The 22,315-nt window shown below is 70.0% G+C and carries 10 protein-coding genes; 6 read left to right on the plus strand and 4 right to left on the minus strand.

Going from position 1 to position 22,315, the window contains the following annotated elements:
- Positions 1-8: 8 nt before the first annotated feature.
- Together FHT32_RS11310 and FHT32_RS11315 are read right to left on the minus strand one after the other, a co-directional pair.
- Positions 9-4,316 carry an OmpA family protein gene (locus FHT32_RS11310; RefSeq protein WP_176664715.1) on the minus strand — a complete coding sequence of 1,436 codons (4,308 nt, stop codon included), beginning with the start codon at positions 4,314-4,316 and terminating at the stop codon, positions 9-11.
- Positions 4,313-12,409, minus strand: coding sequence for an SdrD B-like domain-containing protein (locus FHT32_RS11315; protein WP_176664716.1), 8,097 nt, complete (start codon positions 12,407-12,409; stop codon positions 4,313-4,315). The genes FHT32_RS11310 and FHT32_RS11315 overlap by 4 nt, the downstream gene beginning before the upstream one ends.
- Positions 12,410-12,643: 234 nt before the next feature.
- Here FHT32_RS11315 and FHT32_RS11320 point away from each other — a divergent pair, with 234 nt between their 5' ends.
- Together FHT32_RS11320 and FHT32_RS11325 are read left to right on the plus strand one after the other, a co-directional pair.
- A complete protein-coding gene (locus tag FHT32_RS11320; RefSeq protein WP_176664717.1) occupies positions 12,644-13,498 on the plus strand; it encodes a DNA-binding response regulator in 855 nt (284 codons plus the stop codon).
- An 18-nt stretch (positions 13,499-13,516) separates the two neighbouring features.
- Positions 13,517-15,832, plus strand: coding sequence for a sensor histidine kinase (locus FHT32_RS11325; RefSeq protein WP_176664718.1), 2,316 nt, complete (start codon positions 13,517-13,519; stop codon positions 15,830-15,832).
- Positions 15,833-15,887: 55 nt separating this feature from the next.
- Here FHT32_RS11325 and FHT32_RS11330 read toward each other — a convergent pair whose 3' ends face one another.
- Complete coding sequence (locus FHT32_RS11330) at positions 15,888-16,118, minus strand: hypothetical protein (protein WP_256098963.1); 231 nt, start codon at positions 16,116-16,118, stop codon at positions 15,888-15,890.
- Between the two features lie 215 nt (positions 16,119-16,333).
- Here FHT32_RS11330 and FHT32_RS11335 point away from each other — a divergent pair, with 215 nt between their 5' ends.
- The 4 genes from FHT32_RS11335 to FHT32_RS11350 are packed head-to-tail and all read left to right on the plus strand — an operon-like array spanning position 16,334 to position 21,544.
- The gene (locus FHT32_RS11335) at positions 16,334-18,160 is read left to right on the plus strand and encodes an FAD-dependent oxidoreductase (protein ID WP_176664719.1); all 1,827 of its coding nucleotides are present in this window, start codon (positions 16,334-16,336) and stop codon (positions 18,158-18,160) included.
- Positions 18,157-20,007, plus strand: coding sequence for a 2-oxoacid:acceptor oxidoreductase subunit alpha (locus FHT32_RS11340; protein WP_176664720.1), 1,851 nt, complete (start codon positions 18,157-18,159; stop codon positions 20,005-20,007). The genes FHT32_RS11335 and FHT32_RS11340 overlap by 4 nt, the downstream gene beginning before the upstream one ends.
- Entirely contained in the window at positions 20,004-21,059 is a 1,056-nt protein-coding gene (locus FHT32_RS11345) for a 2-oxoacid:ferredoxin oxidoreductase subunit beta (RefSeq protein ID WP_176664721.1), read from the plus strand. The genes FHT32_RS11340 and FHT32_RS11345 overlap by 4 nt, the downstream gene beginning before the upstream one ends.
- 47 nt (positions 21,060-21,106) lie before the next feature.
- Complete coding sequence (locus tag FHT32_RS11350; RefSeq protein ID WP_176664722.1) at positions 21,107-21,544, plus strand: CBS domain-containing protein; 438 nt, start codon at positions 21,107-21,109, stop codon at positions 21,542-21,544.
- A 22-nt stretch (positions 21,545-21,566) separates the two neighbouring features.
- On the opposite strand, the gene FHT32_RS11355 is transcribed toward FHT32_RS11350, so the two are convergent.
- Complete coding sequence (locus tag FHT32_RS11355; protein ID WP_176664723.1) at positions 21,567-22,256, minus strand: GntR family transcriptional regulator; 690 nt, start codon at positions 22,254-22,256, stop codon at positions 21,567-21,569.
- Positions 22,257-22,315 lie beyond the last annotated feature (59 nt).

The following is a 22,315-nucleotide window of genomic DNA, read 5'->3' on the forward strand; positions in this document are numbered from 1 at the left end:
CGACTCCTTCAGAACTTGCCCAGCACGTTAAGGAACCACCCCTTGCTGCGGTAGCTCATGTCGGTGAGGTTGTCGGAGTAGTCGGTGAAGTTGTAGCCGATGCCCACCTTCAGGTTCTCGTTGACGTGGTAGTACGCGGCCGTGACCCAGCCGCTCTTGCGGTCCTTGAGTTCCTTGGCGCGCAGGGTGCGCCACTCGAGCATCCAGTCCCAGTTGCGCACCAGCTTCCAGTCGACGCGCAGCACCGCGAGCTCGGCCGAGCTCTTGAACCACGGCGCGGAACTGTCGCGGCTCGCGCGCAGCTCGCCCAGCCGCCAGGCGTACTTGCCGCCGATGGTCCAGCGCGGGTCGATGTCGTAGGTGGCGTCGATGGCGAAGACGTGGCTGCGCTGCTGGTAGTCGATGCCGGTGGTGGAGACCGTGCCCAGCGTGGAGTCGACGCCGCCGGACACCACCTGGCCCGGCGACGAGAGGTCGTACAGGTAGGTGTACTTGAACAGCAGGTTGAGCTTGTCGTTCAGTGCCGGGCGCAGCGCGTAGCCCAGCATGGCCTCGGTGTACTTGGCCGCGGCCAGCGTGCCGGTGGTGCTGTCGCTGTCGGCCCAGTTGAACTTGCCGATCCAGCGCGAGTCGTCGTCCACCTTCCAGCTGAAGGAGTTCTTCACCAGCCAGCTGGTGCGGGTCTCGGCGGTGGTGCGGTCCTTGCGGTATTCGAGGCCGCCGCTGTACTTCAGGCGTTCGCTCGAATAGCCGCTGGTGAAGGCCACGGCCTGGCGGCGCGTGGCGCCGAGCGTTTCGGCGCCGACCCAGCCGTTCTCGAAGTTGACGCCGAAAGTCCAGTGCGTGTCGGGCGCGTACTGCACGCCGTAGGCATGCGTGAGGCCGGGCTGCGCGCCGGTGGCCTGGCGATGCTCGGTGAACATGGTCAGGCCGTCGCCCACGCGCGAGCGCACGCCGGTCACCAGGCTGCCGCCGCGGCCGATGAGGTTCTCGTCGGTGCGGCCGGTGTCCGACACGTAGGTCATGTAGACGCTGGAGCGGTCGTCGTACTGGTAGTCGACGCCGGCCTTGCCCGCGAAGCCGCCGTCGCCGGTGGAGAGCTCGCCGCGCAGCGCCAGCTTGTCGTTGACGCGGTAGCGCCCGCCGAGGCCCAGCCGGTCGTTCTCCAGCCGCGTGCCTGTGCGCCGCAGCGTCTTCTGCGCGAAGCCGTAGGCGCTCCAGCGGTCGGCGCCGGTGTATTCGAGCTGCACGGCGGCGTCGGCGCGCTCGCCCGACACCGCCTGCGTGGTCGGCAAGGAAGGGCTGGTGATGAGCGCGTCGCCGGTCTTGTCGTCGTAGCGCAGGCCGAGGCCGAGCTTCCACTCGGACGACAGCGCCAGCGAGTACTGCGCGTCGAGCACGCTGCTGTTGTAGCCGTTCTGTTCGTCGCGGCGGTCGGCCTTCAGGCGCAGCTCGCCGTTCTCCGCCTTCTCGCCGAAGGGCACGGTGGCCTGCACGCCGACCTGGCGCGTGGCGTTGCTCGCGTACTGGCCCGGTGCCGAGAAGCCGGCGTCGCGCGACTGCGCATAGGCGCTCACGCGGCCGCCGCCGCGGATGTCGAAGTCGCCCAGGTCGGCTTGGCCTTCGAGGCGCCATGCGTTGGCGTTGCCGGTGGGGCCGTTGCCCAGTCCGTTGGTCAGGGAACCGTTGCGGCCTGTGAAGCTGAAGCCGCCGTCCGTCGAGTCGAGCTGGCTGGTGCCTGGGCCCTTGCTGCGCGCGAACTCGCCCTTGACGTAGGTGTTCTCGGTCTTGCGCAGCGTGAGGTCGACGCCGGCCAGGCGCTGGTCGCCGCCGATCTGGTCCTGCCGCGAGGCGGTGACGCCCACGCCGACGTTGTCGTTGGCCCACCACGAGACGCGGCCGCCCACGGCCAGCGTGTCGAGCGAGGTGGCCAGCGGCGTGTATTCGTAGTCCACCACCAGGTAGGTCGGCATGCCGGTGAAGCCGCCGGCGCGCACCAGCGAGCCGTCGTCCGACAGGCTGGGCAGCGGCGCCGACAGCAGCACGCGGCCCTGCAGGTAGTCGATCTCGTAGTCGGTGGTGGGCACGAGCTGCGTGCGCTTGAGCACCAGGCCGGAGTCGCGGTCGCGGATTTCGAGCGTCACGCGCTCGGCGCCGCGCGTGATGTCCTGGTTGCGCAGGTAGTAGAGCGAGCCGCCGGTGCCGCGGAACTCTTCGCGAGCGGCCAGCGTGCCGGGCTCGGCGGCGAAGGCGTCGACCTTCAGCCGCGCCTCGCCGAAGGAGGTCGATTCCTCGCCCAGGTAGCGGCCGTGGAAACCATAGAGGCCCCGGCTCACGCGGGTGAGTTCGGTGTCGCCGAAGTTGAGCTTGAAGTTGCCCCACATCGCCTGCGAGCGGCCGTCGTCCACGCGCAGGTAGAAGCGGCCCTGGGTGGGCGCGTCCTCGACGGTGGTGGAGTCGTCGCCGAAGGTGCTCCACGAATCCTCCGGGTCGAAGCGGCGGAAGAGGGAGGTCGGGTCCTTGCGGTCCATGTTGCGGAACAACTCCTTCAGCGGACGCTCTTCCGTGTCGACGCTGGCGGTGAGCGTCCAGCGGTCGTTGAGCTGGCCTTTGGCGTAGCCGGCGATGCGGCCTTCGCTCCAGCCGCCACCGCCGTAGCGGTTCTTGTCGTTGGTCATGATCGCGGCCGGGCCGCTCACGCTGTTGCTGCCCACGGTGAGGTCGGCCTGGCCCACGAAGAACCAGTCGCTGGAGGGCAGGTCGAAGTCGCGCCGGTAGGCGCGCGTGGCGCCCTGCGCGTCGGTGACGGCGATCTCGCCGGTCTGCACGCGGCGCGGCACCAATTGCTGGAACACGAAGCGCCCACTCTCGTCCACCGGCACCGCGAAGCCCAGCGCGCGCACGCTCTCGCCGGGGCGGATGGCCGCGCCGCTGGCGGTGACGGTGCCCGCGCTCAGCGGAATGTTGGCGATGGCGATGTTGTTCTGGCCGTAGCCGCGCAGCAGCTCGCGCGCCGCATCGGGCGGCGTGCCGGTCTCGGGCTTGTGGCGCTTCACGAGCGTGAGCGAGAGGTCGTCGGTCTCGTCGAAGCGGCCCTGGCGGTCGTACACGCGCACGCGGTAGTAGAGCTTGCCGGTCGCGCTTTCGGGCATGCGGTCGAGCAGGCCCTCGGGCACCTGCCATTCGCCGCGCAGGCCGGCGTCCAGCGGCACGGTGGCCAGCAGGCGGCGCTGCATCGCCTCGTTGGCGGTGTACACGCGCAGCTCGGCCTTCGAGGTGAAGAGCAGGTAGTTGCTGTAGCCCGCGAAGCGCACCGTGTCGCCGGCCACCACGGTGGTGGGCCAGGCGCTGGCGCTCAGGCGGCGTGGCTGCGAGAGGTTGTCGTACTGCAGGCGCAACTGGTTGCGCTCTAGCTGCACGTCGACGCAGCGCTGGCGGTCGGCGCTGGTGGTGCCGTCCGCCGAAGCCTGCTTGCCGTCGGGCGACAGCAGCTGGCCGTCCACGCTCAGGCGCAGCGGCGCGTCGTCGGTGCCGAAGGCGGTGAAGGTGCGGCACACGCCGGGGTCGGCGGGCGCGGCGACCGGGGTTGCGGCGACGGGCGCGTCGCGCCAGTACACGCGCACCTCCACGCGGCGGTTGGCCGCCCAGTTGGCGGGGTCGGTGGCTGGCGTGGCGACGGGCGCGTCGGGGCCGCGCGAGCTCGCGGCCGCGGCGGTCTCCGGCAAGCCGAGGCGCTGCGTCAGATAGCGCGCGGCCTGCTGCGCGCGCGCCAGGCCCAGCGCGTGGTTGTCGGCGAAGCGCTCGCGCGACTTCGCGCTCATCGCCTGCGTGTCGGTGTGGCCGACGATCTCGAAGCGCAGGCCGTCGCGGCCCTTCACCTGCTCGGCGATGCGGTCGAGTTGCGCGCGGTCGGCGGGGGAGAGTGCGTCGGCGCCGGAATCGAAATGCGGCGTGCTGGCGTCGCTGCGTTCGGCGGGCGTGGCGACTGGCGATGAAACCGGGGCGGCCGCTGCCACGCGCTCGTCGCCGAGCACGAAGGTGGCCTTGGGCAGCTCGCGCTCGCTGCTGCGCGGCAGGTGGCGCGCGCCGTCGATGTCGATCGCGCGCGGGTCGGCCGCGGCGCGGTCCAGCATGCGGCCGCGCACGGCGCTTTCCTGCGCGGCGGCCAGACCCATGCCCAGGCAGGCGGCGGCCACGGCGCCCGCGAGGGCCATGCGCTTCGGAAGCGCCTTCTTCTTTCTTCTCATGTCGGCTCGCTCGATCGGGTTCGGTGTCTGTTGTCGGGTCATGGCGGCGGTGTCTTTTCCTCGCGTCATGGCTTGACCTCTTCGGAAGAGGCGGCGGCAGGCACCAGCTCGATCTCGACGTCCAGGTTGAAGAGCGGCGGCTCCTTGCGCGAGGCGCGCTGCTCGCCGAGCTGCTTCCAGCGCGAGAGCACCGCGGCCTTCACCGCGTCGGTGCGGTCGCGGCCCAGCGATGCGGGCTCGCCCGGCGCGGCCTTGTAGGCCAGGCGCAGCACCGAGGTCTTCTCCGCCAGCACGGCGACCGTGCGGTCGAGCTCGCCTGCGAAGGCGGCGCGCAGCGTGGCGGCGCCGTCGTCGAAGGCCGCGCCCTGCAGCGCGAGGCGCACCACGCGGTGCACGGTGGCGCCGAAGTTGATCTTCAGCACCTTGCCGCGCGTGGCGCGCTCGGCCGCCGGGTTCTCGCTGGTGGTGCGATAGCCCGAGGGCAGGGTGCGCTCGTCGAGCTTGAGCACCAGGTTGCTGCCGGTGCCTTCCTTCGGAATGGCGGCGCAGGCGATGTGGTAGCGGCCCTCGGCGTCGGTGGTGGCCAGCACGCCGTTGACGGTGGCGATGCGCACGTTGGCCACGCCCGGCTCGCCGTCGTCCTGGTAGCCGTTGGCGTTCCTGTCGTCGTAGACCTTGCCGATCACGTCGGTGCAGTCGAAGAGGGCGTCGGGCACCACGCGCACGGCGGCGGTGGCCAGGTTCGAGAGCGTCCGGCCGCCCACGCCCTGTGTGGCGACGACCTGGTTGACGAACTCGCCTTCGCCCACGCCGACGCCCACGCCCGCGACCATCAGGTATTCCTTGGTCTCGTTGGGCGCGAAGTTCTGGCCGGGCACCACGACCTGGCGGCCGTTGACCTGCGGGATCACCGGCAGCGCCACGCCGCCGGGCAGCGTGCGCACGCTGAGCGAGCCCTGGATGTAGCGGAAGCCCGGCGGCAGCGTGTCGACCACGGCCACGCCCGGCACCGTGGTGCTTCGCGTGTTCCGCGCCGTGATGCGGTAGGGCAGCAGCTCGCCCTTCTTCACGGTCAGCTTCGAGGTGGTCTTGCGCAGCTCGATGAGCGTGGCGTTCGACGGGTCGAGCGGGATGTTGTTGGCCACCACGTGCTGGCCGCCGCCGCCCGGCATGTTGAACACCAGGTAGTAGCCGGCACCGGTCACCAGTGCCGCGCCGGGGCTCACCACGCAGGGGTTGGTCTGCGCGGGCGCCGGTCCGTTGGCGGGCGCCGCGCACGACTGCGTGCCCAGCGCGCCGGCCGCGGGCGGGTACATGGTGGAGGGCAGGTAGGCGCCCGGCGGGGTGATGGCCAGGCGGTACTCGCCGGCCGGCGCGCCCGGCAGCACGAAGAAATCGTAGTAGCCGTTGGCGCCGGTGGTGTAGCTGTCGCGTCCGTCGAGCAGGTGCTGCGCGGGGTCGAAGCCCGGCGGGCCGACCAGCTTCACCACGGCGCCGGGCACGGGCGTGCCGCCCACGCTGTCGTACACCACGCCACCCGGGTCGTAGGGCAGGTCCTGCTTCTGGATGTTGGCGCCCGCGGTCACGCGCACCTTGATGCTGAAGCGCGGGTCGCTCGCGGCCGGCGTCGGGTAGGGACCGTTGGCGCCGTTCTGCGCGGCATCGGTCGGCCACACGCCGCCCACCACGCGGCCGTCGGGCGAGCGGAAGCGCACGCGGTATTCGCCGGGCGTCAGGTCGCCGAAACGGTAGCTGCCGTCGGCGTTGGTGGTCACGGTGTAGAGCACGGTGGCCGCGTTCTCGGCGCAGGCGTTGCCGCCGTCGGCGCAGCGCATCAGCTCCACCGTCCAGCCTTCGCCCTGGCCCTCGCCCGATTCGCGGCTGCGGTTGTGGTTCTGGTCGAACCACACGGTGCCGGTGAGCGACGCGGGCTGGTTGCTGTGCTCGGTGAAGTCGTAGCCGGTGCCGTTGGCTTCCAGGCCGGTGAAGCTCACGCGGATCTGGTTGGTGCCCTGCGCGGTACCGCCCAGCGTGCCGGGGATGGCGATGCCTTCGTCGTAGCCGCTCGGCTGCGTCTCGGTGACGGTGTAGCCGCCGCTGCCCGGAAGGGGCAGGCCGGGCAGCTCGTAGCGGCCGTTGGCGTCGGTGACGGCGGTGCGCGTCACCGGCTGGCCGGCTGCGTCGGTGCCGGTGAGCGTGATGGTCACGCCGGCGATCGGAAGGTCCTGCGGCTCGCGCTTGCCGTTGCGATTGGCGTCGTTGTAGACGGTGCCCGCCAGCGATGCGCCGCGTTCGCCGAAGTTGTAGTTGTCGCCGTTGCCGCCGCGGTAGGCGATGGCGCTGACGACGTCGTTGCCCAGCGTGCCGGTGGCCGCGCCCTCGACCGTGCCCACGGCGTCCAGGCCGTCGGCGTAGGTCACGGGCTGCGTCTCGCGCAGCGTGTAGCCCGCCGCGTCGGCCGGCAGCAGGCCGGTGAAGACGTAGCGGCCGTTCGCATCGGTGACCACCGTGGCGTTCACCGCGAGGCCGCTGGCGGAGCGGCCGGTGAGCGTGAGCGTCACGCCCGCAATGCCGGCCTCGGTGGGCTGGCGCACGCCGTCGTTGTTGGTGTCGACGTACACCCAGCCCGCGATCTGGCCGCCGCGTTCGCCGAAGTTGTAGTCGATGCCCGCGTCTTCCGACACCAGCGCGAGGCCGCCGAAGCGGTCGTTGGTGCCGCCGGGGTTGGCAGTGCCGCGCGGCGCGCCTCCCACCGTGCCGAGCGACTCGGGGCCGTCGGCCACGCCGGCGGGTTGCGTCTCGTCGATCTGGTAGGTGCCGGGCGTGAGCGCGTCCACCAGGTAGCGGCCGTCTGCGGCGGTCTGCACCGTGCGGTCGACCGCGTTGCCCTGGAAGTCGGTGCCGGTCACGCGGATGGTGGTGCCTGCGATGCCGGGCTCGCCGGTGTCGCGCGTGCCGTTGGAAGGCGCCACGTCGGCGTAGACGTAGCCCGAGAGGCTCGCTGGCTTGACGGCAGAGAAGTTGTTGCCGGCGGAGCCCGCGCCCGCGGCGCCCAGCACGATGTTCTGGATGACGTTCGCGGTCGAGCCGTTGGGGCCGTTGGTCACGCCGCTGCCGCTGGTGGGCACCGAGCCCGGCGTGCTGCCCGCGCCGCTGACGGTGCCGGCGCGCGTGATGCCGGGCAGGTAGCCCGCGGGCCGCGCCTCGGTCACGGCGTAGCTGCCCGGCGCGAGGTTCGGGAAGCTGTAGTCGCCGCTGGCGTCGGTGGTGGTGGTGCGCGACACCGCCTGGCCGTTGACGTCGGTGCCGGTGAGCGTGATGGTCACGCCAGCCAGGCCCGGCTCCGTGGCCGGTGCGCCTTGCGCGCCGTTGCCGTCGCGGTCGTAGTAGACGCGGCCGGAGATGCCGCCGGGCAGCAGCTCGCCGAACCAGTACTCGCCCTGCGTCGACGGTACGTTGGTGCCCGAGACGGTCACGCCGGTGATGACGTTGCCGCCGCCCTGGGGCGTGCCGGGCTGGCCGTTGTTGTTGGCCTTGCCGGGCGCGAAGTTGGCCGGCTGCGTCTCGGTGATGGTGTAGCCGCCAGCGCCCGAGGGGGGCACGTTGCGGAACTCGTAGGCGCCCGTCGTGCCTGTCGCCACCGCGAGGAGGTTCACCGGGTTGCCCGCGGCGTCGGTGCCCGTGAGGCGCAGTTCGACGTTGGGAATGCCGGTGTCGCCGGCCTGCGGGACGCCGTCGTTGTTGCCGTCGACGAACACGCGCGTCGTGATGCGGGTGAGCTGCTCGCCGAAGTTGTAGCCGGTGCCGTTCACGTTGGAAGCCAGCGTGATGGCGCTCACCACGTCGTTGCCCGCGGTGCCGCCCGCGGAGCCTGCCGCGTCGGTGCCGTCGACGAAGCCGGCCGGCTGCGTCTCGGTCAGCGTGTAGTTGCCGGGCGTGAGGTTGTTGAAGGCGTAGTTGCCGGTGCCCGTCGCCGTGGTGGTGGTCAGCGACACCGGGTTGCCGTACATGTCGGTGCCGGTCAGGGTGACGGTCACGCCGGCGATGCTGGGGTCGCCCGCACTGGAGGAGCCGTTGTAATCGGCGTCCTGGTAGACGCGGCCGGCCAGGCTGGACGCGCGCACCTCGCCGAAGTTGTTGGCGCTGGAGGCGCCGCCGGTGCCAAGCACGATGTTGTCGATGCGGTTGGCGTTCGAGCCGTTCGGGCCGTTGCCGGTGCCCGGCGGCACGGTGCCGGGCGTGCTGCCCGCGCCGCTGACGGTGCCCGCGCGGGTGATGCCGGGCAGGTACGCGGCGGGCTGGTCCTCCACCACGCTGTAGGTGCCGGCGGGCACGGTGAAGCTCCAGTTGCCGCCGGCATCGGTGGTGGTCGTGAGGGCGATGGGGTTGCCCGCGCTGTCGGTGCCGCTCAGGCGGATGGTCACGCCGGCGATGGCGGGTTCGCCGCCGTCGATCAGGCCGTTGCCGTTGAGGTCTTCGTACACGCGGCCCGAGAGCGCGCTGTTCTGCAAGGTGACGCTGCCGTCGTTGAAGTTGTTGCCGCCGTCCGGATCGGTGCCGCCGTTGGTGTCGCCCGAGCCGGTGGTGACGATGTGCGCGCGGTTGGTCAGCACGGTGCCGTTGGCCGGTGCCGCGCCGCTGAAGCGCACCGGAATGCGCACGGTGGCCGTGCCGTTGGCCGGCATCGAGGTGATGGCGCAGCTCACGGCGGTGCTGCCGGCCGTGCCGGTGCAGGTGGGCGCGGCGGGCGTGAAGCTGCCGCCGGTCACGGTGAACACTGGGGTGCCCGCCAGCACCAGCGGTGCGGGCAGGGTGTCGGTGAAGCTGGTGGTCTCGGCACTGTCGGGGCCGTTGTTGCGCAGCTGCACGAGCCAGTCGAAGGGCACGGCCGAGGACGCGGTGGTCACCGGCGCGGCAGTGCCGGAGGAGACGGCGGCCTTGGAGACCACCTGCACGTCGGCCTTGAAACGGAAGGTGGTGTTCTCGGCCACCGCGTTGTTGCCCTGGACGGTGTCGAAGGCGTTGCGCGCGGCGTCGAAGAAATCGACCTTGGCGTTGTTCTGGAAGGTGCCGCGAGAAACGCCGCGCAGCACGACGCGGAACTGCAGCGTGTTGAGGTCGCCGGTGGAAGTGGCGCCGGTGCCTCCCAGCGTGGGAATGGTGAACACGATCTGTCCGCCGGCCGAGCCTATGGCCGCGCCGCTGGCCAGCGCGAAGGTCGTGCCTGCCGGTGCATTCGCCGGAATGCTCACGGACACCAGCGTGGGCGGCGCCTCGCCGTTCGGACCTGGCAGCGGCAGCGTGTCGACCATGCGCACGTCTTCCGCCGTCGAGGCGCTGTTGTTCGACACCGTGATGGTGTAGCCCACGTCATCGCCCACGTTCACCGGGTCGACGTCGTCGCGTTTGGTGACGACCAGGTCGTACACCGGTGCGGTGATCGTGGCGGGCACGGCGGCGCTGTTGTTGGCCGTGTTGATCTCGGGCGTGGCCGTGGAGACCTGCGCGGTGTTGGTCACCGTGGAGCCGTTGAGCACATACAGCGGCCGCACCTGCACCGTCACGGTCTGCTGCACGTTGCGATCGAGCGAGGTCCAGGCGCACTCGAGCTGGTTGTTGGTGGTGCCGGTGCCCGTGGGCTGCGTGGTGTTCGGCTTCGTGCTGCAGTTGCCGCCGCCCGAGGCGGTGGCCGAGATGAACATCAGGTTGGCCGGCAGTGTGTCGACCACGTGCACGTCGTAGGCGCGGCTGAGGCTGCCCTGCGCGAGGCTCTGGTTGCGCGCCGTCAGCGTGTAGGTGAGCAGCTGGCCCACGGGCACCGAGGCGGGGCTGGCCGACTTGGTGACCGTCACGTCGGTGCGCGCGAGCAGGAAGGCGGAGGCGCTGCCATTGTTGTTGCCCAGGTCCGGATCGGCCGGCGTGGTCGCCAGTGCATTGGCGGTGTTGTTGATCTGGAAGCCGTGGTCGGTGGCCGAGGCGCCATCGCCGTAGTGCTTTGCGACAACCTGGATGACCGGGCACAGCGGCAGGGCGCTGGCGGGGTCGGTGCTCGCGCGGCAGACCGGCAAGGTCGACAGCGTGCAGTTCGACAGCGACGCCTGGCCGAAGCCGCTGCCGTTGGCCGGCAGCGCGCAGGTGCCCGCGAAGGTGCCGCCGTTGGGCGTCTGCGAGACGCTGCCTGCGCCGATGACCTGCGCGAAGGCGTCGGTGACGACCACGTTCTGCGCCTCGGATGGGCCGGTGTTGACCACCTCGATCTGCCAGGTGACGTCCTGGCCCGCGATCTGGCGGTTGCCAGCGCTGTCGCCGATGCCCACCACGCGCTTGAGCACCTTCACGTCGGCCGCGGTGGCGCCGTCGTTCGCGCCGGTGCCAAGGCTCACGCAGTCGTTGCCGGTGTTGGCGTCGGGGTCGGCGCCGAGCGTGGGGGCGCCCGCGGGCAGCGCCACGTTCACGCACATGCTGTTGACGATCTGGCCGCCCGGCGGCAGCGACGGGATGGTGGCGTTCACGATGATGTAGCCGCCGTTGCGCGCGCTGCTGCCGTTGGATGTGTCCACGCTGATGTCGGCCGAGAGCGTGCGTGTGCAGGTCACGGTGGCCGGGCCGGGCACCGGCGTCGCGGGCGTCGGCACGACGGTGGCGCCGCCCTTGGTCACCGTGCAGGTGTAGCCGTCGCGCTGCGTGACGCTGTTGATCTGCACGCCGGCCGGCAGGTCGTCCACCAGCTGGATGGTGCTGCCCGCCAGCAGGCGGGTGCTGCCGAGGTTGGTGCTGCCGACCTGGTAGTCGAAGGCCTGGCCCAGCGGTACGTTGTTCTGCGGCCAGCTGCGGCGCTTGTCGGCGCGGAAGTCGGTGGCCGACACCGCCACGTCGGCCGGTACGCTGCCGGTGGCCGAGTTGGAGATGGGGCCGGTCGCGCTCACGGTGGCTTCGTTGACGATGCCGGTGCCGGCCGTCATGGCGATGACCGGAACCACGACGTCGCCGAGCGCCACGTTGGCGCCGCCGCTGCCGCCGATGTTGCTGCGCGTGCAGCTCACCGTCTGGCCGCTGACGGAGCAGGTCCAGCCGGTGGACTGCGCGGGCAGCGGCTGGATCGCGAAGTTGGCGGGAATGGTGTCGGTCAGCGTCACGCCCGTGGGAGCGGTACCGCTGAAGCTCGGGCTCAGCCTGAAGTTGAAGTGCTGGCCCACCAGCAGCTGGCCGCCGTCATGGCTCTTGGCCAGCGCGAGCACGTAGCCCGCGGTCACGGTCGTGTTGGCGGTGGCGCTGTTGTTGGTGGAAACGCCGTCGCCCACCGAACCCGCGGGCGCCACGGCCGGCTGGTGCGTGATGGTGGAGCCCGCGCCCGCGGTGACCACGGCGTTGATGCTGTAGGTGCGGGTGTTGCTGCCGGCACCTGCGGGCGTGGCCGGCACGTTGCACGTCAGCTGGCTGCCGCTGATCGAGCAGCCCGAAGGCAGGCCGCTGCCCGAGACCGACAGGCCCGTGGGAATCGGGTAGGTCAGCGTCGAGCCCGTGCTGGTGTCGGGACCGTTGTTGGTGACGGTGAAGACGATCGGCACCGTGGAGCCGCTCGGAGCGGTGGCCGGTGCGCTGATCGACACCGCCACGTCGGCGCCCTGGTTCACGGTGATGATCTTGGTCTCGCTGGAGCCGCCACCGCTGGGCTCGGCCTTCACTGTCAGCGTGCCCTGCGAGACCGTGCGCAGCAGCACCTCGAAATTGCGCTGCTGGTTCGCGGCGAGCGTGATGCCCGAGCAGGTCAGCGTGCCGGGGCCGGCGGCGCCAACGGACACGTCGGCCGAGCAACTGCCTACGGGAACAGTGCCGGTGCCCATGTAGATGCTGTTGGCGGGAATCGTGTACGTGAACGAAGCGCCCGGCGCGCCGATCGGCAGGCTGTCGCTCTCGGCGATGGTGACGGTGCTCGTCACCGTACCGCCGGCGGGAAGGATGTCCGGCGAATGCACCAGGCTCGACACCTGCGGCACCGCGTGCGCGGCGGTGGCGAGCAGCAGCGCCGCAAGAGGCGCTGCGAGCCGCGCGGCAAGGTGCGCCGTGCGGCGGCGCCAATGGCCGTGCCGCGGACTCGCGGCGCTGGAAGACACGTCGCGCCGCGCCTGCGCGTGCGACAGATTCGATGGGGTCCTGAACATCCCGTCCCTCGTGATGGCTCTGTGTTGGCCGGGCACCGTTTCTTGTGGCGCCGCGAAGGCGGCAGGTGCTCCGGAAAGGGCGGGATTCTTCGGCGCCACCCCGAGAGGCGCCTTTGCGATTCAGGACGAAAGCTTTGCCAGTGATGACATTTGTTTACTAATGCAACATAATGTGAACCAAATGTGAACTAATTCACGCTGCGTTTCGGCGACGCACTTCTACGCTCGACGCCCATGTCCTACTGGTCGACAACGCCGCCCCGGCGCGCGCACATCCTCGTCATCGACGACAACATCGAAGAGCTGCAGTTGCTGCTCGGCGTGTTGCGCGAGGCGGGGCACCGCATCAGCCTGGCGTTCGATGCGCTGGAGGGCTATCGCAGGGCGACCGCATTGCAGCCCGACCTGGTGCTGCTCGACGTGCGCATGGGCGCCACCGACGGCTTCGCGACCTGCCGGTTGCTGAAGGCCGACCGCACGACGGCACGCATCCCGGTCATCTTCGTGACCTCTTCGAGCACGGTGGAAGAGCGCCTCACGGGCCTGCGCGAAGGCGCGGTCGACTACATCCTCAAGCCCTTCGAGCCGGCGGAAGTGCTCGCGCGCGTGGCCGTGCACCTTGCGCTCGCAAGCTGCAGGCACCAGGCGCAGGCCTGCATGGAAGAGGCCGACAGCGCGCTCGAGCACGCCAGGGGCGAACCTGGCGCCGACCATGCCGACCATGCTGACCATGCTGACCGTGTGCTCGCGCAGGCGGTCGAACGGCTGATAAGGGCCGACCTGGCCAAGGTGCCCACGTTGCCCGCGCTGGCCGCGAGCGTGGGCACGCACGAGAAGCGCCTGTCGCGCGTGTTCCGGGAGCGGACGGGCCGCACGGTGTTCGAGTTCGTGCGCGAGGCGCGCCTTGCGGAGGCGCAGCGGCTGCTTGCGAACTCGGCGCTCAGCGTGGAGGAAGTGGCGCTGGCCGTCGGCTTCTCGGGCGCAGCGAATTTCTCGACCGCATTCCGCGAACGCTTCGGCAGCACGCCCACCGCCTTTCGCCAGGCGCGGCTGGCCCCGGTCGCGCCGCCGTCGGTGCCTTCGGCCTGACGCGCCACGGCAAAGGCGGTGACCACCCCGGGCCTTCGCGGCACTCGCGCGCTCCTGCTGTTCGCCTTCTTCTGGCTGGTGGCGCTGGCCGCGGCCCGCGCGGACGTGCTGCGCATCGACGACGAGACCCGCTGGCCCATTGCGCTCGACACGCGCGTCGAGGTGTTCGAGGACACCGGCGCGCAACTGACGCTGGACGAGGTCGACGCGCTGCAGGGCGACGCACCCGCCGGCTTCCAGCCCGGCACGCCCGCGCGCATGCGGCCGGGCTTTTCGAAGTCGGCGTTCTGGCTGCGGCTGACCGTGGTGAACGGCACCGACGCGATCCAGCCGCTGCGGCTGGTGCTCGACGCGACATGGCTGCAGCACGTCGATTTCCATGCCCGCCGCGAACTCGCGGGCTGGGCCAGTTGGACGCACGAGCAGGCCGGCGTGTCTGTGCGTCCGAGCAGCGCGCGCGACCGTGACCGCGTGCCCACGCTGAACCTCGACCTGCGCCCCGGCGAGCAGGCGCGCGTGCTGGTGCGCGTGCGCACGGACAGCAGCGTCAAGCTCGTGCCGAGGCTGTATTCGGCGGACGCATGGCGCGCGTCCGAAAGCTGCCGCGCGCTGCTCGACGGCCTGCTCATCGGCGGCCTGCTGGTGCTGTCGGTGTATTCGCTGTCGCTGTGGGTCATCTCGCGCAATTTGGCGATGGCGGTGCAGAGCATGGGATTCGCGCTGGTGGCGCTCTACGAGAGCGCCTACCGCGGCCACGCGCGGCTCGCGCTGTGGCCCGAGAGCATCGAGTGGAGCTACCGCGCGGCGGGCGTCACCGCCGGCTGCTGCGTGCTGTCGCTGATGTTCTACCTGTACACCATGTCGCGCCGCGGCCCGGTGCGCGTGCCCGGGCTTCGCTGGCTGGTGGTGCTCGCGCTGGTGCAATGCGTCGTGGTGCTGGGCACGCTCTTCGGACCCTACGCGCCCTTCGCGACGGCGGGCACGCTGAGCGCGCCGCTGGTGGTGCTGTCGCTGACCGTCAGTACCTTCATCTACATGCGCCGCGCGGGGCCCGGCGGGCGGCTGGCGTTCCCGGTGATGACCATCGTCGCCGTCGGCGTGTGCCTGCGGCTGGTCGAGCTGACGATGCCCTCGCACATGATTCCCGGCTTCGACGCCTACGCGCTGGGCTTCCCGGGCATGCTGGTCGGCCTGGTGGCGCTGGCGGTGTGGGCGCACCACCTCTCGCGCCAGCGGCATTCCGCCCAGCGCTCGCTGGCGCACTGGCAGGCGGAAGAGCAGCAGCGGCTGCGCGAGGAGGTGGAGCGCAAGACGCACGCGCTGAACGCGGCGCTGGAACAGGCCGAGCAGCAGTCGCGCGAGCAGACGCAGCTGCTGGCCTACATCAGCCACGACCTGCGCGCACCGCTGTCGACCATCATCGGCAACGTGCGCCGGCTCAACGACGACGGCTCCGTGCAGCCCGAGCGGCTGCAGGCCATCGAGCGCAGCGCCGCCTACCAGTTCGCGCTCATCGACGACCTGCTCGACTACGCCAGGAGCGAGCTGCTGCCGTTTTCCTTCGAGTCGAAGGCGGTGCACCTGCGCGCGCTGATCGACGACGTCGCGCAGTACGCCGACACCCTCGCGCAGCGCCAGCACAACCGCTTCGAGCTCGACGTGCTGGGCGCGCTGCCCACCGCCGTGTACCTCGACAGCAAGCGCTTCCAGCAGCTGTTGCTGAACCTGCTGTCGAACGCCGCGAAATTCACGCGCGACGGCAAGATGGGCCTGCGCGTGCAGGCTAGGCCGCGCCAGGATTCATGGCGGCTGGAGTTCGACGTGTGGGACAGCGGCGTGGGCATCGAGAAGGAAGACCAGGCGCGCATCATGCGGGCCTTCGAGCAGGGCGCGCCCAGCTCGAACGGCCACGGCCTGGGGCTGACGATCGCGCGGCGCATCGTGCAGAACATGGGCGGACGGATGCAGCTGGAGAGCCGCCGCAACCTGGGCACGCGCGTGCGCTTCTCGGTGATCGTGAGAGAGGCGCCGAAGGAGCTGGTGCCCTTCGTCGCGAAGCCGCCGCAGCGCCCCGCACAGCCTGCGACCGCCCCGGCCCCCGCGCCCAGGCGCGTGCCGGTACCCGCGATCGCGCCGCTGCCCGCGGCGGTGCTCGACGAACTCGAAACGCTCGCGCGCGACGGCCGCTGGAGCGACCTGCACGAATGGGCCGACAGGCTCGCGGCCGATACGCGCCATTCGGCGCTGGTCGAGGCGGTGCGGCACGCACTCGACCTGCTCGACTTCGAGCACATCCGGCTGCTGGCGCGCGCGACGCCGAACGCGAGCCAGTGAGCGGGCTTCGGCCTGGCAGCCGCCGAAGCTCTCGCAGCCGCCGAAGCGCCCGCAGCTATTGCGGCGAGGCCGGTGCCTGCGCTTGCGGCGGTGGTGTCTGTGCCTGCTGCTGGGTCTGCTGCGCGTCGGGCGCATCGGACCCAGCGACCGGCTCGCTTTCGGCGTGATGCTTTATCGCGATGCCCTTGACGAGGTGGCGGGGCAGGTGGTGAGTCTTGCGCAACTGGGCCAGCGCCTCGCTGCGCGCCGGCTCGCAAACCGGTAGAAACATGTGCAAAACGCTCATGGTGTCGTCCCGTGGAGTAACCGGCGGACATTGTGAGCGCATGAAGTCCGCAACGGGGGAATCGCCCTCCCGGCGCAGATGCTTTGGCCGGCCCGCGCGGCTGCGGGATTCCACCAAGATTGCGCTTCCGCGCGCGGGGCGCATACTCCGCCAAAAGCGCCACAAGCCACTCGTCGGCCCCTGCGGGGTTCCGGGCGACAGCCAGGAGACACGTGTTGCAGCGAACGAACATTGCCAACCCGGCCTACTTTCACAAGGTCGTCGATTGCCAGTACGCCTGCCCGGCGCACACTCCCGTCCCCGAATACATACGCATGATCGCGCAGCGCCGATACGGCGATGCGTACATGGTCAACTGGGTTTCCAACGTCTTCCCCGGCATCCTGGGGCGCACCTGCGACAGGCCCTGCGAGCCGGCCTGCCGGCGCGGGCGTGTGGAAGAAAGCAATACAGAGGCGCCGGAGCCGGTGGCCATCTGCAGGCTCAAGCGTGTGGCCGCGGACATGAAGGAGGACGTGCGCGCACGCATGCCCAAGCCCGTGCCGAAGAACGGCAAGCGCGTGGCCTGCATCGGCGCGGGGCCGGCCTCGCTCACCGTGGCACGCGACCTGGCGCCGCTGGGCTACGAGGTCACGGTGTTCGACGGCGAGGCCAAGCCCGGCGGCTTCATCCGCACGCAGATACCGCGCTTCCGCCTGCCCGAATCGATCATCGACGAGGAGACGGGCTACGTGCTCGACCTGGGCGCGGAGTTCCGCGGCGGCGAGCGCATCGATTCGATGAAGGCGCTGATGGGCCAGGGCTGGGACGCGATCTTCGTCGGCTGCGGCGCGCCGCGCGGACGCGACCTCGACATTCCGGGCCGCAAGGAAGCCGCGGCCAGCATCCACATCGGCATCGACTGGCTGAGCTCCGTCTCTTTCGGCCACGTGAGCAGCATCGGCCGGCGCGTGATCGTGCTGGGCGGCGGCAACACGGCCATGGACTGCTGCCGCTCGGCCCGGCGCCTGGGCGGCAGCGACGTGAAGGTGATCGTGCGCAGCGGCTTCGACGAGATGAAGGCCTCGCCCTGGGAGAAGGAAGACGCCGCGCACGAGGGCATCCCGATCATCAACTTCCACGTGCCCAAGGCCTTCGTGCACGACGACGGCAAGCTCGTGGGCATGCGCTTCGAGATCGTCAAGGCGGTGTACGACGACAAGGGCCGCCGCACGCTGGAGCCCACGGGCGAGCCCGAGGCGTACTTCGAATGCGACGAGGTGCTGGTGGCGGTGGGCCAGGAGAATTCGTTCCCGTGGATCGAGCGCGACTGCGGCATCGACTTCGACAAGTGGGGACTGCCCCTGCTGGATGCGACCACCTTCCAGTCGACGGTGCCCAACGTGTTCTTTGGCGGCGATGCGGCCTTCGGGCCGAAGAACATCATCACCGCGGTGGCCCACGGCCACGAGGCCGCGGTGTCCATCGACAAGCTGCTGCGCTCGGAGCCGATCGAGGTCCGTCCACCGCCGATGACCAACCTGGTGTCGCAGAAGATGGGCATCCACGAGTGGAGCTACGACAACGACACCTCCAACGACCTGCGCTACAAGGTGCCCTGGGCCAAGGCCGAGGCGGCGCTGGCGAGCATCCGCGTGGAAGTGGAGCTGGGCTTCGACGCCGCCACCGCCTTCAAGGAGGCCGCGCGCTGCCTCAACTGCGACGTGCAGACGGTGTTCAACGAGCCCGCCTGCATCGAATGCGATGCGTGCGTGGACATCTGCCCGATGGACTGCATCAACTTCGTCGAAAACGCCGATGAAGAGAGCCTGCGCCCGCGGCTGAAGGCGCCCGCGCTGAACCTGGCGCAGGACCTGTACGTGTCCGGCGGATTGAAGACGGGCCGCGTGATGGTGAAGGACGAAGACGTCTGCCTGCACTGCGGCCTGTGCGCCGAGCGCTGCCCGACCGGCGCGTGGGACATGCAGAAGTTCCTGCTGAAGATGACGCTCGCGGGCCAGGAGAAGGCCACGGAACCGCAAGTCCGGAAGGAGGCCGCATGAAGCAGATCGAGGCGGTCAACGACTTCGTCATCAAGTTCGCCAACGTCAACGGCTCGGGCTCCGCATCGGCCAACGAGCTGTTCGCCAAGGCCATCCTGCGCATGGGCGTGCCGGTGAGCCCGCGCAACATCTTTCCCAGCAACATCCAGGGCCTGCCGACCTGGTACGAGGTGCGCGTGACCGAAGAGGGCCACCTCGGCCGGCGCGGCGGCACCGACATGATGGTGGCGATGAACCCACAGACCTGGGACGCCGACATCGCCGAGCTGGAGCCCGGCGGCTACCTGTTCTACGACAGCACGCGTCCGCTGCCGCCCTCGAAGTTCCGCGACGACATCCGCGTGATCGGCATGCCGCTCACCGAGATCTGCAACGCGGTTTATCAAGACCCGCGCCAGCGGCAGCTGTTCAAGAACATCGTCTACGTAGGCGCGCTGGCCATCCTGCTGGGCATCGAGCCCGAGGTGGTCGAGAAGCTGTTCTCCGAGCAGTACAAGGGCAAGGAGAAGCTGCTCGCCTCCAACGTGCAGGCACTGCACCTGGGCTGCGATTTCGCGCGCGAGAACCTGCGCGAGCCCGTGGGCCTGAAGGTGCGGCGCGCCGACCGTGTGGGCGACAGGATCTTCGTGGACGGCAACAGCGCGGCGGCGCTGGGCTGCGTGTACGGCGGCGCGACCGTGGCGGCGTGGTATCCGATCACGCCGTCGTCGTCGGTGGCCGAGGCCTTCCAGAAGTACTGCACCAAGTTCCGCGTCGATCAGTCCACCGGCCAGCACCGCTTTGCCATCGTGCAGGCGGAGGACGAACTCGCATCGATCGGCGTGGTGGTCGGCGCCGGATGGAACGGCGCGCGGGCCTTCACCGCGACCTCGGGGCCGGGCATCTCGCTGATGACGGAGTTCATCGGGCTGGCTTACTTCGCGGAGATTCCGGTCACGCTCATCAACGTGCAGCGCGGCGGCCCTTCGACCGGCATGCCCACGCGCACGCAGCAGGCCGACATTCTTTGCTGCGCCTATGCATCGCACGGCGACACCAAGCACGTGCTGCTGTTCCCTGAAGACCCGCACGAGTGCTTCGAGCACGCGGCAGCGGCGCTGGACCTGGCCGACCGGCTGCAGACGCCGGTGTTCGTGATGACCGACCTCGACATCGGCATGAACCAGCGCCTGTGCAAGCCCTTCGAGTGGGACGACAGCAAGGTGTACGACCGCGGCAAGGTCATGACCGCCGAGGAGCTGGAGGCGGGCCGCGACTTCGGCCGCTACAAGGACGTGGACGGCGACGGCATCCCGTGGCGCACGCTGCCCGGCACGCATCCCACCAAGGGAAGCTACTTCACGCGCGGCACCACGCGCGATGCCTATGCGCGCTACTCGGAGCGCGGGCCGGACTACATCTACAACATGGAGCGGCTGCTGAAGAAGTTCGCGACCGCGGCCACGCTGGTGCCGCAGCCCGTGCTGCGGCCCGCTGCACGGAAGACCGACCTGGGCGTGATCTATTTCGGCTCCACCAGCCCGTCGATGCACGAGGCGCTGCAGGAGCTGGAAGAGCACGGCATCCATCTCGACGCCATGCGGCTGCGGGCCTTTCCGTTGCCCGAGAGCGTGGTGCAGTTCCTGGCCGAGCATGAGCGCGTGTTCGTGGTCGAGCAGAACCGCGACGCGCAGATGCGCAGCCTGCTGGTCAACGAACTGGATGCCGATCCCGCCAAGCTGGTGCGCGTGCTGCACTTCGACGGCACGCCCATCACCGCGCGCTTCATCGTGCAGGCGATAGAGGCGCACGTCGGCAAGGCGAACGCGCAAGGTGCCGCCATCACCGGCGCGAAGGAGCCCGCATGACCTACCTCGCCAAGCCGAAGCTCCGGCATCCGACGCTGGCCACCAACAAGGTCGGCTACACGCGGCGTGACTACGAAGGAAAGATCTCCACGCTGTGCGCGGGCTGCGGGCACGACTCCATCTCGGCCTCGATCATCGAGGCCTGCTGGGAACTCGACATCGAGCCGCATCGCGTCGCCAAGCTCTCGGGCATCGGCTGCAGCTCGAAGACGCCGGACTACTTCCTCGGCGCATCGCACGGCTTCAACACCGTGCACGGCCGCATGCCGAGCGTGCTGACCGGCGCCAACCTCGCCAACCGCGACCTGCTGTACCTGGGCGTCTCGGGTGACGGCGACTCGGCCTCCATCGGCCTGGGCCAGTTCGCGCACGCCATGCGGCGCGGCGTGCGCATGGCCTACATCGTGGAGAACAACGGCGTCTACGGCCTCACCAAGGGCCAGTTCTCGGCCACGGCCGACCAGGGCTCCAAGAGCAAGAAGGGCGTGGTCAACACCGACAGCCCGGTGGACCTGGTGGCCATGGCGCTGCAGCTCGGCGCGAGCTACGTGGGCCGGGGCTTCTCGGGCAACAAGGCGCAGCTGGTGCCGCTCATCAAGGGCGCGATCAGCCATGGCGGTTCCGCCTTCATCGACGTCATCAGCCCCTGCGTGGCCTTCAACAACCATCCGGGCAGCACCAAGAGCTACGACTACATCCGCGAGCACAACGAGGCGGTCAGCCGCATCGACTTCATCAGCGGGCGGGAGGAGATCGCCGTGGACATGGAGCCCGGCGAAGTGATGGACGTGCGCCAGCACGACGGCACGCTGCTGCGCCTGCGCAGCCTGCACCCCGACTACGACCCGGGCGACCGCTTCGCCGCCATGGCCTACATGCAGCGGCACCAGGAGATGGGCGAGGTGGTCACGGGGCTGCTGTACGTCGACCCGCTGGCCACCGACCTTCATACGGCACTCAACACCTGCGACCGGCCGCTCAACGCACTGGGGCCGGAACAGCTGTGCCCCGGCGCCCAGGCGCTGGAGCGGCTCAACGCCTCCTTGCGCTGAGCAACGGCGGCGGCACCATTCAGGGTTCGACTCACGGAGGGCGCATCATGTCCGAGCGCACCGTTTTCCAATCGATTTCGCGCACGCACGTGCTCAGCCTGGCACCGCAGGCCAGCGTGCGCGACGCAGCCTGCGCGATGACGCGCGCCAACTGCGGCAGCGTGCTCGTCATGGAACTGCCCGACACGCTGCTGGGCATATTGACCGAGCGCGACCTCATGACCCGCGTGCTCGCCAAGGGACTCGATCCCGACGCGACGCCGGTGCGCGAGGTGATGACGCCCAACCCGATCTGCGTGCCGCCCGAGACGCTGGTGTCCGACGCGGTGGTGCTGATGCTCGAGCGCGGCTTCCGGCATCTGCCGTTGGTGTCGGGCGCGAAGGTGCTCGGCGTGTTCTCGGTGCGCGATGCGCTGCCGAGGGAGATCGGCGCGGCGGTGAGCCTGAGCGAGTTCAGGGAGCAGGTGAACGACGCGCTGGGGTGAAGTAGGGGGCGGCGCAGCCCTTTCAGGGAATCACGTAGTCGGGATACTGCTTGCAGATCTCGTTGACGGCGCTGAGCGTTCCCGACAGGTGCTTGCGCAACGCGGCCTGGGCTGCGTCCGGGTCCTTCGCCTCGATGGCGCGCACGATGGCGCGGTGGTCGCGCAGGATCGCCTCGGTCTTGCCGGCGGTCGGCAGGTGCAGGCGGCGAAGGCGGTCGACGTGGCCAGAGACGCGGCCCACCAGATCCCACAGGCCCAGCACGCCGCCGGCCTCGTACATCAGCCGGTGGAACGCGCGGTCCGCGTTGACGAAGTCGCCATAGCGCTGCGAGTTCGCGAGCGCGGCCTGCTGGGCGATGACGCCCTTGAGCTGCTCAACCAGGCCCGGTGTTTCGTCGAGGGCCAGCTGGTGCACCAGCTCCAGCTCGATGGAGCGCCGCAGGAAGTGCGCCTCGCGTGCGGCCGCGATGTCGATGCGGCTCACCAGCGTCGCGTGCTGCGGGAACACGTCCACCAGGCCTTCCTCGTTGAGCCTCAGCAGTGCCTCGCGCACGGGGGTCTGGCTCACGCCGAAGCGGTCGGCCAGCTCCTGCCGCTGCAGCACGGTGCCGGGAACGAGTTCGAGCGCGAGGATGGCTTCGCGCAGGTTCTCAAGCACCTGTGGCGCGGCGAGGCGGGTGCGGTCAAGTCGGATCTTCGGGGAGGCGCTCATCGCCGGCGATTGTGTCATTGACGCACTAATATACTAGTGTTTTAATTCGACGAAAGACG

Origin of the sequence: Variovorax sp. SG517 (assembly GCF_013376045.1) — a bacterium.
Classification (GTDB): domain Bacteria; phylum Pseudomonadota; class Gammaproteobacteria; order Burkholderiales; family Burkholderiaceae_C; genus Variovorax.

Coding starts and splice junctions, on each gene's coding strand:
- FHT32_RS11345 (WP_176664721.1), top strand. CDS start 20,004: ATGACCTACCTCGCCAAGCCGAAGCTCCGGCATCCGACGCTGGCCACC.
- FHT32_RS11310 (WP_176664715.1), bottom strand. CDS start 4,316: ATGACGCGAGGAAAAGACACCGCCGCCATGACCCGACAACAGACACCG.
- FHT32_RS11340 (WP_176664720.1), top strand. CDS start 18,157: ATGAAGCAGATCGAGGCGGTCAACGACTTCGTCATCAAGTTCGCCAAC.
- FHT32_RS11315 (WP_176664716.1), bottom strand. CDS start 12,409: ATGTTCAGGACCCCATCGAATCTGTCGCACGCGCAGGCGCGGCGCGAC.
- FHT32_RS11330 (WP_256098963.1), bottom strand. CDS start 16,118: ATGAGCGTTTTGCACATGTTTCTACCGGTTTGCGAGCCGGCGCGCAGC.
- FHT32_RS11350 (WP_176664722.1), top strand. CDS start 21,107: ATGTCCGAGCGCACCGTTTTCCAATCGATTTCGCGCACGCACGTGCTC.
- FHT32_RS11355 (WP_176664723.1), bottom strand. CDS start 22,256: ATGAGCGCCTCCCCGAAGATCCGACTTGACCGCACCCGCCTCGCCGCG.
- FHT32_RS11320 (WP_176664717.1), top strand. CDS start 12,644: ATGTCCTACTGGTCGACAACGCCGCCCCGGCGCGCGCACATCCTCGTC.